The sequence below is a fragment of the Planobispora longispora genome (assembly GCF_016863135.1).
In the GTDB taxonomy this organism is placed as follows: domain Bacteria; phylum Actinomycetota; class Actinomycetes; order Streptosporangiales; family Streptosporangiaceae; genus Planobispora; species Planobispora longispora.
On sequence record NZ_BOOH01000069.1, the window covers coordinates 1 to 10713 of the forward strand.

8 protein-coding genes and 1 pseudogene are annotated in these 10713 nt (G+C 73.3%); 2 read left to right on the forward strand and 7 right to left on the reverse strand.

All coding sequences use genetic code 11. From position 1 onward, the window contains the following. The 4 genes and pseudogenes from Plo01_RS37375 to Plo01_RS37390 form a co-directional block, all read right to left on the reverse strand. A pseudogene (locus Plo01_RS37375) lies at nt 1–1035 on the reverse strand (hypothetical protein); the annotation flags it as partial. 2 nt (nt 1036–1037) lie between these two features. Continuing rightward, nucleotides 1038–2540 carry a BTAD domain-containing putative transcriptional regulator gene (locus Plo01_RS41250; RefSeq protein ID WP_203895524.1) on the reverse strand — a complete coding sequence of 501 codons (1503 nt, stop codon included), beginning with the start codon at nt 2538–2540 and terminating at the stop codon, nt 1038–1040. A 99-nt stretch (nt 2541–2639) separates the two neighbouring features. Beyond that, entirely contained in the window at nt 2640–4577 is a 1938-nt protein-coding gene (locus tag Plo01_RS37385) for a sensor histidine kinase (RefSeq protein ID WP_203895525.1), read from the reverse strand. A 129-nt stretch (nt 4578–4706) separates the two neighbouring features. Beyond that, complete coding sequence (locus tag Plo01_RS37390; protein ID WP_203895526.1) at nt 4707–5948, reverse strand: MDR family MFS transporter; 1242 nt, start codon at nt 5946–5948, stop codon at nt 4707–4709. Between the two features lie 47 nt (nt 5949–5995). Between Plo01_RS37390 and Plo01_RS37395 the strand changes: the two genes are divergently transcribed. Then, the gene (locus tag Plo01_RS37395; protein ID WP_203895527.1) at nt 5996–6994 is read left to right on the forward strand and encodes an ArsR/SmtB family transcription factor; all 999 of its coding nucleotides are present in this window, start codon (nt 5996–5998) and stop codon (nt 6992–6994) included. Here the strand turns inward: Plo01_RS37395 and Plo01_RS37400 are convergent. Then, nucleotides 6949–8148, reverse strand: coding sequence for an isoprenoid biosynthesis enzyme family protein (locus Plo01_RS37400; RefSeq protein ID WP_203895528.1), 1200 nt, complete (start codon nt 8146–8148; stop codon nt 6949–6951). The genes Plo01_RS37395 and Plo01_RS37400 overlap by 46 nt on opposite strands. Before the next feature lie 201 nt (nt 8149–8349). Here Plo01_RS37400 and glnA2 point away from each other — a divergent pair, with 201 nt between their 5' ends. Next, entirely contained in the window at nt 8350–9711 is a 1362-nt protein-coding gene (gene glnA2, locus Plo01_RS37405; protein WP_203895529.1) for a gamma-glutamylpolyamine synthetase GlnA2, read from the forward strand. Nucleotides 9712–9831: 120 nt separating this feature from the next. On the opposite strand, the gene Plo01_RS37410 is transcribed toward glnA2, so the two are convergent. Together Plo01_RS37410 and Plo01_RS37415 are read right to left on the reverse strand one after the other, a co-directional pair. Then, nucleotides 9832–10083 carry a hypothetical protein gene (locus tag Plo01_RS37410; RefSeq protein ID WP_203895530.1) on the reverse strand — a complete coding sequence of 84 codons (252 nt, stop codon included), beginning with the start codon at nt 10081–10083 and terminating at the stop codon, nt 9832–9834. Between the two features lie 162 nt (nt 10084–10245). Continuing rightward, nucleotides 10246–10704 carry a hypothetical protein gene (locus tag Plo01_RS37415; protein WP_203895531.1) on the reverse strand — a complete coding sequence of 153 codons (459 nt, stop codon included), beginning with the start codon at nt 10702–10704 and terminating at the stop codon, nt 10246–10248. Nucleotides 10705–10713: the final 9 nt, after the last annotated feature.

Below are 10713 nucleotides of genomic sequence, written 5' to 3' on the forward strand. Positions count from 1 at the left end.
GACGATGGCCACCGGGATGAGACCGGTCCAGATCACCGCGAGGAGCCACAGGGCCGGTCCGGTGATCAGGAGGACGACATAGCCCGCGAAGGCGGACAGCGGCCAGGCGACCTGGCGGCGCCCGGCGGCGTCGGCCCGGCGGAAGCGCAGGATCTGGGAGGCCATGGCCACGACCACGAAGAACAGCAGGAAATTCTGGGCGGCCTTGTGCGCCATGACGTAGTAGGGGGCGAGCGCCTCCACCGCGAACGGGCTGGGGATCGGCCGCGGCACGGGCAGGCCCGCCGGCGACGTCGGGCGGGCGACCATGAGCGCCGCCCCCAGGACCGACGTGGTCACGGCCAGCGCCGCGAACGGCCGCCAGCGCGCCGAGGGGAGGCGGCCGTCGGGGGAGTAGAGCGGGAGCAGGACGGCCAGCAGCAGGCCGCCGCCGGCCCAGCCCACGACCCAGATCGCGCGCAGGTACCCGGCGGCGGCGAGATCCCCCGCGGCCATGGCGGACAGGGCCATGGCCTGGAAGGAGACGCGGATCGCGCAGCTCAGTCCCCCCAGGCACATCAGCCAGCCGGTGATCGCGTGCCCGCGGTGGGCGAGCAGGAACACCCCCGCCAGGGGGAAGGTCAGGCCCGCCCCGAGATCGGGCATGGCGGGGGCCTCCATCGGCGCCCCGGCGGGAAGCCTCACGGTCAGGACGAGTCCCGCGACGGAGAGCAGGACGGACACGGCGGCCACCGCCACGGACAGGAGCCCCCGGGGAGAGGCCAGGAACGCGGCGAGCACCGAGTCCGGGACGGTCTCCGGGTGGTGGACGGTCACCGGACCGGGGGCGGTCTCGGGACGGGTGGTCGCCGGGACGGGGATCGCAGGGCCGGGGGCGGTCTCCGGATGGACGGTCACCGGGCCGGGGGTGGTCTCCGGAGGGGTGGTCGCCGGGCCGGGGGACGCGGCGCCGGCGGCGTCCGCCCGCGCGAGCTCGTGCCCCACGCCATGGGCGCCGGGAACGGCGCGCTCCTGGTCCCCCGTCTGCAGGTGCATGCTTACCTGCCCGGGTCGCCTGGGTTGACCAGACCGGACTCGTACGCCGCGACGACGAGCTGGGCCCGGTCGAACAGCCCCAGGTGGTCCAGGAGCTTGCCCACCGACACGGCCACGGACTCCTCGGACACCGCGAGGGTCGCCGAGATCTGCCGGTTGGTCAGACCGCGGGCGATCAGCTTGAGCAGGTCCAGCTCGGCGTCGCCGAGACCCGCGAGCGCGGGCGGGGCCGCGGGGTCGGTGCGCCCGGCGAAGGCCGAGATGAGCCGGGTGGTGACGGCGGGGTCGATCAGCGCGTCACCGGCCTGCGCGGCGCGCATCGCGGTGATGAGCTGCTCGGGGGCGGAGGTCTTGAGCACGAAGCCGCTCACCCCGGCCCGCAGCGCCGAGTAGAGGTTCTCGTCGGTGCCGAACGTGGTCATCATGATCACCTTCGGCGGGTCCTCGTCGGCGAGGATCCGCCGCGCGGCGGTCAGACCGTCCAGCCGGGGCATCTGGATGTCCATCAGCACCAGGTCGGGCCGGGTCTCGCGGACGAGCACGATCGCCTGCTCCCCGTCCCCGGCCTCACCGGCGAGCTCGAAGCCCGGCTCGCTCTCCAGCACGACCCGCAGACCGGTGCGGACCAGCGCCTGGTCGTCCACCACGAGGACGCGCAGGAGGGCGGCCCCGGGGCTCGCGGCGGTCCCGCCGGATCCGGCCGCGGCGGCGGGCGGAGGGGCGGGCCGCTGCGCGGTGACCGGCTGCTCCTTGGGCAGGTCCAGATGCGGGGCCTGGGCCAGCATGTCGGACTCCAGCCGCTGGAGCGTGGCGCCGAGGTCCAGCCCCAGCTCGTCGCGGAGCACGGTCCTGGCGCGCCGGAGCGCTCCCAGCGCGTCGCCCTGCCGGCCGCCCCGGTACAGGGCGAGGGCGAGCAGCCGCCAGCCCTCCTCGCGGAGCGGGTGGGCCGACACGTGCGCCTCCAGGTCCGCGACCAGGGCCGCGGAGTGACCGAGCGCCAGCCCGGCGTCGGCGCGGCGCTCGACCGCGGTCAGCCGGAGCTCCTCCAGCCGGCCCGACTCGGTCACCGCCCACGTCAGGTCGGAGAACTCGGCCAGCGCGGGCCCCCGCCACAGGGAGAGCGCCTCCTCCATGCGCCCCCACACCGTGGCCGGGTCGCCCTCCATCTTGACCGTGCTCTCGAAGGTCCAGGAGTCGACCTGGCCGGTCTCGGCGCGCAGCGCGTACCCCGGCGGGGCCGAGACGAGGACCTCCGCCTCCTTGCGGGGCGCGCGGCCGGGCTCCAGCGCGCGCCGCAGCCGGGAGACGTACCCCTGGATGGTGGACAGCGCCTGGGCCGGGGGCTCGCCCGGCCAGAGCTCGTCGATGAGCACGCTCACAGGGACGGCGCGGCCCCGGGCCACGAGAAGCCGGGCCAGCACCGCCATCTGGCGCTGGCCCCCGAGGTCGAGCGCTCTTTCGCCGTGGCACGCCTGGAACGGTCCTAGAGCATGAAATGTCAGCATCGCAGGTGTAAGGGTACGGCTACCTGGACTAACGACATACGGCAACATTCACCATCGTTCATTCCCTGTGATGAAACAGGCTGTAACGGATGTATCGCATCAGGCGGGGACGAAGGAGTCGGTGGCCGGTCCCCCCTCCAGGACCAACGGCAGCACCGCCTCGACCGTCGTGCCCCCGCCGGGCGGCGATGTGATCAGGCAGGTGCCGCCGAGCTCGGCCGCCCTCTCGCGCATCGAGGCCAGCCCGACCCCGGAGCGCCGCTCCTGCGGCACGCCCACCCCGTCGTCGCTCACCCGGACGACGAGATGCTCGCCCCGTTCCAGCGCGACCCGCACGGTGGTGGCCGCGGCGTGCTTGCGGACGTTGGTGAGCGCCTCCTGGACGATCCGGTAGGCGGCCACCTCGGTGGCGGCCGGCAGGCCGGCCAGGTCGCCGTCCGCCTCGACCGCGACGCCCGGTCCCGCCATCTCCGCGATCGCCCCGGCCAGTCCGAGGTCGTCCAGGGCCGGGGGGCGCAGGCCGTACACCAGCTGCCTGATGTCGCCGGTCACGCTGTCCATGCCGGAGCGGAGCCCGTCGAGCAGGCGCTCGGCGTTCTCCGGGGAGGCGTGCAGGTAGTGCCGGGCCGCGTTGATGGACATGGCCATGCCGCTGAGCGACTGGCCCAGGCCGTCGTGGAGGTCGCGGCGGAGGCGGCGGCGTTCCTCCTCGCGGGCGGCGATGATCCGCTCCCGTGAGTGGCGCAGCGCGGCGACCAGCCGGACCGCGTGCGCGGAGTCGGCGATGTACGGCGTGAGCGCGGCGATGACCCGCTCGTTGTGGGCGGCCGGCAGCCGCCGGGTCCCCGGAGGGCCGACGAGCAGGTGGCCGACCGGCTCGCCGTGCCAGACCAGGGGGATCTCGCGAGCCGTCTCACCGAGATCGCCCACGGTCGTCCGGACGGGCCGCCCGTCGGGGAAGCGCACCGCCACCCCCGTGACGGAGAGCCCTTCGCGCAGCACCTCCAGGGCCGCGGGCAGCCCCTCGGCGGGATCGGTGCGCTGCAGTCGCCGGCGCAGTTCCCCGGCCAGGGTCACGGGGTCGCCCTTGCTGCCGTAGAGCAACCGGTCGGCGCCGCGCTGCAGGATCCGGCGGAGCGGGTGGAAGAAGGCGCCGGCGCAGAGCGCGGCGAGCAGGCCGCCGACCCGGTCCACGCCCGACAGGAACAGGCTGGAGGCCGCGCCCACCGCCACGTAGACGCCGCCGATCACACCGACGAGGCCCGCGCCGACCAGCGCGCGGGTGATCAGGGTGTCGATGTCGTAGAGCCCGTGCCGCAGGATCGCGAACGCGATGGCGGCCGGGATCAGCGGGATGGTGAACGAGGCGAGCCACCAGATCGGGCCGCCCACCACCCACGGGACGAGCAGGCCCGCGAACGCGAACAGGGGCCAGACGATCCGCCGCCGCTCGACCGGGTCCCCGCGGTGGAAGCGCACCGCCAGCGAGACGAACGCCAGCGCCATCGCCGCGTTCATCGACCACTGCAGGGTCTGCGTGAAGGGCTTGGAGTACGGGGTCGCGTCCAGGGCCATGAGCAGTGCCCGCACGACGTTCAGCCCCTGCACCAGGCAGGCGAAGACGACCAGCGGCCGCCACCGGGGCGAGGGGAGGCGGCCGGTCGGGTAGAGCAGGGGCAGCGCCACGCCGAGCAGGAGCGTGGCCAGGATCCAGCTCAGGCTGACGACCAGGCCCAGGGACGGGGAGGCCTCGATGATGTGGACGTGGGGGGACGGGGCCTCCAGCCGGACGACGTTGATCGTCAGGATGTTGACCGCGCAGGCCAGGCCGCCCACCGCCAGCAGCCAGCCGATGGGCAGCCGCGGCCGGCGGAAGATCAGCAACGCGCCGAAGATCGGGAAGGCGGTGCCCGCCATGTCCTCGGGGGCGAAGGGGAGCGGGGTGTAGTCGGGCTGCGGGAGCTTCGCCGTCACCACGATGTTGGCGCATTCCAGGGCCACGGAGACGACGGCGATCAGCACGCCGACGAGGCGCATGCGCCCATGCGCCTCCGGCGGAGGGCTCTCCGGCCCTCGTCTTCCCAGCTCGCGCGCCACCCGACCCCTCCGTATGCAGACGCTAGAGGGACATTAGCCGGGATAGGCGAATGTTCAATCAACAAGCGCTCAATGTGATGTTGATTCCGCGAGGCCCCGTGCCGTCGCCGTACGGCGACGCAGCGCCGGGCCGATCATCAGCAGGCCGCCGGCGGCCACCAGCTCGATCACGCCGACGGACAGCCACAGGGCGGTGGGGCCGGCCTCCAGGAGCCGGGTGCCGAGCAGCGGCGCCAGCATGGCCCCGGCCGACCAGGAGAGGCCGAACATGCCCGAGTAGCGGCCGCGCAGGTGGGCGGGGGCGAGCGCGGCCACGATGGCGCCGGGGATGCCCGCGGTGACGATCTCGCCCAGCGTCCAGACGACCACGGTGGCGGCGTACCCGGCGACGCTGGAGACGACGGCGTTCAGCGCGAAGCCCACGCCGATCACCGCGTACCCGATCGCCAGCGTCGTGCTGTGGTCCCGCTTGCCGAGCCAGTCGCCGGTCAGCGGCTGGATCAGCACGATCAGGATGCCGTTGACCGCCATGATCAGTCCGTAGTCGACCTTGCCGAAGCCCGCCCCGGTCATCGCCAGCGGCAGGGTCGTGAACGCCTGGGTGTAGACCACGCTGGAGAGCGTGCAGATCACGATGTAGGCGACCATCAGCCGGTCCCGGAGCACCGCGCCGAACCCGCCGCCCGCGGCGCCCTCCCGCCCGCCGGGCTCGGGCCGGGTCTCCGGGACCGCCCGCCACACCAGCAGGCCGAAGACCAGCGCGGTGGCCGCGTTGAACCAGAACATCCAGCCGTGGCCCGCCTCGGCCAGCCAGCCGCCGATCACCATCGCCACGGCGAAGCCCAGGTTCAGCGCCCAGAACAGCAGGCCGTAGGCGCGCGGCCGGTCCCCGGGCGGGACCAGGTCGGCCACCAGCGCGGTGGACGCGGGGCGGTAGGCGTCGATCGTCAGGCCGAGCACGAACATCGCCGCCACGATCGCCGCCGGCGAGGTGCTCGCCCCCAGCGCGACCATGGTCACGGCGGTGGCGACCATGCCGCCGGTCAATGTGATCCGCCGTCCGAACCGGTCGGCCAGCCAGCCCGCCAGGACCTGGGAGATCAGCGAGCCGACCCCGAAGACCGCCATCACCGCGCCCGCCGTGGCCAGGGACATGCCCCGCGCCTGGGTCAGGTAGACGCCGATGAACGGCTCGACCATCATGCCGACCCGGTTGACCAGCGTCCCGGTCCACAGAGCCCAGAACGCCCGGGGGAGTCCGCCGATCTTCGATTGCAGGAACGTGGGTCTGGTGAGGGTCGAGCTCGTCATGGGGACCAGGGTGGACAGGCCTCCGGAAGAGTGCGAATCTTTTAGGTGTGACTAAAGAGTCGGGTGGGTTCGAGAAGAAGTCCTGCCATGTGGAGTGGGTCTTCGCCCCCGACGACGTGGCCCGCATCCGCTTCGCCTTCTCGCCGATCTGGGAGCTGGTCGCCAGCCTGCGCACGCTGCGCGACCCCGCCCGGCGCTCGCTCCACCTGCCCTGGGTGCGCGCCGTACGGCCCCGCCTGGCGGGCCTGGACCTGTCCGAGCTGTTCGCGCTGGTCCCCACCAGCGGCTACCTCGTCGACTTCGTGACCCCCACCCCCGACACGCCGGTGCCCGACTTCGCCGCCGAGCTGGACCGGGTACGGCGCACGCCGCCCGAGCGGGCCGCCGCCGAAGCGGGCTGGGTCTCCGGGGCCGCCCCGCGGATCGTCGAGAGGTTCCAGGCCGACCCCGAGGCCGGGGTGGCGAGAGTCGCCGACACCCTCCAGCGCTACTGGGAGGTGGCCTTCGCCGAGTTCTGGCCGCGCGTCCACGGGCTGCTGGAGGGAGAGGTGACGCGCCGCGCCCGGCAGCTGGCCGCGGGCGGGGCCCGGGAGCTCTTCGCCGACCTCCACCCGAACGTCAGCTGGCGCGGCGACCGGCTCGCGGTCGTGCGGAACTGGGAATACTCCGCCCCCATCGGCGGCGACGGACTGGTGCTCGTGCCGACCGCCTTCTGGTGGCCGGACACGGCCGTGATGGTCGAGCCGTACCAGCCGATGCTCGTCTACCCCGCCACCGGGATCGGCACCCTGTGGACCGAGGGCCCGCCGCCCGCGCCCGGGGCCCTGGCCGCGCTGGTCGGCAAGACGCGCGCGCAGATCCTCACCGCCCTGGCCGACCCCTCGACCACCTCCGGCCTGGCCCGGCGGATGGAGCTCACCCCCGGCGCGGTCAGCCAGCATCTGACCGTCCTGGCCGGCGGCGGCCTGGTGACCCGGCGGCGGATGGGCCGCGAGGTCCTCTACAGCCGGACCCCGGTCGGCGACTCCCTGGTCTGCGCGGTGTAGGAACCGGCCTCCAGGAGCCGTTCCAGGCTGGCGCGCGAGACGGTCAGGAAGGCGCAGGTCACCCGGGTCACCTCGGCGGAGGCGGCGAAGTCGAGGCCGCGCCGTTCCACCAGCGCGGGGACGGCGCGCGCCGCCGTCCACAGCTCCTCCACCCGGGCCACGATCCGCTCGACCGTCCCCGCCAGGGCCCGCTCCTCGGCGGGGACGAGCCCGGCCGCCAGGGATTCGCACCAGGCGGCGACGTCGCCGCACGCCTCGGTGACCGCCCGCCACTGCGGGCTCCCGGCGATCGAGGCGGGCACCTCCACCCCGAGGCAGGGCTCCAGCAGATCGAGCAGGTAGGTCCCGAAGGCGGCCCTGTCGTACCCGGCGACAGGATGCGCGGCCCGCCGCGCCGCGGACGGCTCGGCGGGCCGGACCGCGTGGAGCGCGGGGCGCGGGGCGACCGCCGCGAAGGCGGCGTGCGGGGCGGGCCGCAGCGCGGCGTGCTGGGCCGCCAGCCCGGACAGGACCCGTTCCCGCCACCCGGCGCTCATGCCGGGAGCCGAGGTCCGCCACAGGTCGGCGAAGGCCCGCTCCACCACATGCGGTCCGGGCTCGCCGTCCCCGGCCGTCGCGAGCACACCGGCGCGGGCGGCGGGCTCCTCCCGGAAACGGCCCGCCCAGGCCAGCCAGCGCGCGAACAGCGTGACCGAGGGAGTGTCGCAGCCGGCCAGCGCCCGCCCGGCCAGCCGGTGCACGCCCGCGCCGGGGTCGGCGTCCAGGCCGAGCTCGCGCGACCAGGTGATGACGGCCGCCTCGATCTGGTGGACCGAGGGGTGCATGGGGCAGGGCGCGCTCATCGCCGCGAGCCGCTCGGTGAGCGGGGCCAGCGCCTCGGGGGAGAGGGCCGGACGGGGAGGCCGGGACGGGCGGGCGCCGTCGCACGACCCGCCGGCGCGGGGACGCGGCGGGATGGTGACGCCGGGCACGTCCTGCGAGGCGGTGACGCCGGGCACGTCCTGCGGTGCGGAGACCCCGTACAGGGCGCCCTGCCGCTCGGTGACGCCGGGCGCGCCCGGCGGCGCGGCGGCCCCGGACGGGGCGCGGAACTGGGAGCGCATCGTCGTCGTCTTCCCCCGGATCGGAACGTCGGCGGCCTTCCGGTCGCGCACTGTCAGGAGTCGTTCACTGTAGGTGCGAACCGGGCCGGTTCCGTGGAGGCACGACGGGAAAGACGGGATAGGAGAATGGAGGGGCGCGGCGGGCCCGGTGGGCGTCTCGCCGCCGGGGCTCGTAACGTGTGTGAAACACGCGCCGGGCAGACTGGTAGACCACCAGGCGTGTCGCACCGCGCCGGCAACGGAGGAGAGGCCTTGGACCGCCAGCAGGAGTTCGTTCTGCGCACCCTCGAGGAACGCGACATCCGGTTCATCCGGCTGTGGTTCACCGACGTGCTCGGGTTCCTCAAGTCGGTGGCCGTCGCCCCGGCCGAGCTGGAGGGCGCCTTCGCCGAGGGCATCGGCTTCGACGGCTCGGCGATCGAGGGCTTCGCCCGCGTCTACGAGTCGGACATGCTCGCCAAGCCCGACCCGGCCACCTTCCAGATGCTGCCCTGGCGCAGCGAGAACCCCGGCACGGCCCGGATGTTCTGCGACATCCTCATGCCGGACGGCTCCCCCTCGCACGCCGACCCGCGCTGGGTGCTCAAGCGCATCCTGGCCAAGGCCTCCGACATGGGCTTCAGCTTCTACACCCACCCCGAGGTCGAGTTCTTCCTGCTGAAGAACCGCCCCGAGCGCGGCGCCCGCCCCGAGCCCATCGACGAGGGCGGCTACTTCGACCACACCCCGCACAGCTCCGGCCACGACTTCCGCCGTCAGGCGATCATGATGCTGGAGTCGATGGGCATCTCGGTCGAGTACAGCCACCACGAGGGCGGCCCCGGCCAGCAGGAGATCGACCTGCGCTACGCCGACGCGCTCACCACCGCCGACAACATCATGACCTTCCGCCTGGTCATGAAGGAGGTCGCGCTGGAGCAGGGCATCTGGGCGAGCTTCATGCCCAAGCCCTTCACCGAGTACCCCGGCTCCGGCATGCACACCCACATGTCGCTGTTCGAGGGCGACCGCAACGCCTTCCACGAGCCCGGCGCGGAGTACCAGCTCTCCAAGACCGGCCGCGCCTTCATCGGCGGCCTGCTGACCCACGCCGCCGAGATCACCGCGGTCTGCAACCAGTGGGTCAACTCCTACAAGCGCCTGTGGGGCGGGGCCGAGGCCATCGCCGGCCAGGGCGGCGAGGCCCCCAGCTACATCTGCTGGGGTCACAACAACCGCTCGGCCCTGGTCCGCGTCCCGATGTACAAGCCGCACAAGAGCGGCTCCACCCGCATCGAGTTCCGCTCCCTCGACTCCGCCTGCAACCCCTACCTGGCCTTCGCGCTGATCCTCGCCGCCGGGCTGAAGGGCATCGAGGAGGGCTACGAGATGCCCCCCGGCGCGGAGGACGACGTGTGGGCGCTGACCAGCGCCGAGCGGCGCGCCCTGGGCATCGCGCCGCTCCCGCAGTCGCTGGACGAGGCCATCGCGGTCATGGAGCGCAGCGAACTGGTCGCCGAGACCCTCGGCGAGCACGTCTTCGACTACTTCCTGCGCAACAAGCGCAGCGAGTGGAACGACTACCGCCGCCAGGTCACCGAGTTCGAGCTCGGCCGCTACCTGCCGGTCCTGTAACGGCAGGCCGACCGGCACTTCTCAGGACGGAAGGGGCGGGCGGCGGCGAGAACCCGCCGGTCCGCCTCCCTCCCGTCGCCCCGGACCGCTTCCGGGCCGTCAGGCGGACACGCCGGACCGCTACACCCCGCCGGCTTCCGCCGCCGTGCGCCGTCGAGCCGCCCGCTCTTCCGTTTCGCGTTTCTGAGCCGCCCTCTCCGCCGCCACACGCTTCTTCAGCTCCGCGTCGGCAGTCTCTCGTGCCCGATGCCTGCGATCGTGTACGAGCGCCAGCCGTATCGCCCCGTAGATCACCACGAAAAGCACCGCCATCGAGAACAACCACGACAGCACCCCGCCCAACCACATGGACAGATCCCCGAGCCAGCTCATTCAGTCATCATCCCTCAATTTCCAATATGATCCGCCGCAAATCCGGCCGGATCAGTATGTCCGCGCCCGAGGTGCGGCGCCTCCTGGAGGAGATCATGACGTCCACCGACTGGCCCGTCCACAGTCCCTTCGCTCGCGAGCATTACGGCCGCGGCCCGGACGTCAGGAGGCGCGGGTGAACTCGGCGACCCAGTTCGTCTCCCAGGTCGCGCCCCCGTCGGGGGAGAACTCCTGCTCCCACCGGCAGGAGTCCGCGGTGATCTCCGACCAGATGTAGTTGACCTTGATCGGGAGGCCGTCGTACACGTCGTCGGCGGTGAACACGCCGCGCCCGTCGTCGCCGAAGCGGCCGACCACCGGCGGCAGCGAGATGCCGGTCCTGCTGCTGGCCCAGTACAGCGACCACAGGTCGGCGCCCGCGTCGTACAGCCGCAGCGTCACGCCGCCGAACCCCTGCGTCGGGAAGGCGACCTCGTCGATGTTGCCGGCGCCGTCCAGGACACTCCAGCACGTGGTGAAACCGGGGAACTCGTACCACTCCTCGCTTCCGGCGAGAGCCTTGCGCAGCCGCCGCTGCCGGGAGGTCCAGGTGCCGACGAGGAAGTCGAAATCATTGCGCATGGCGGGACG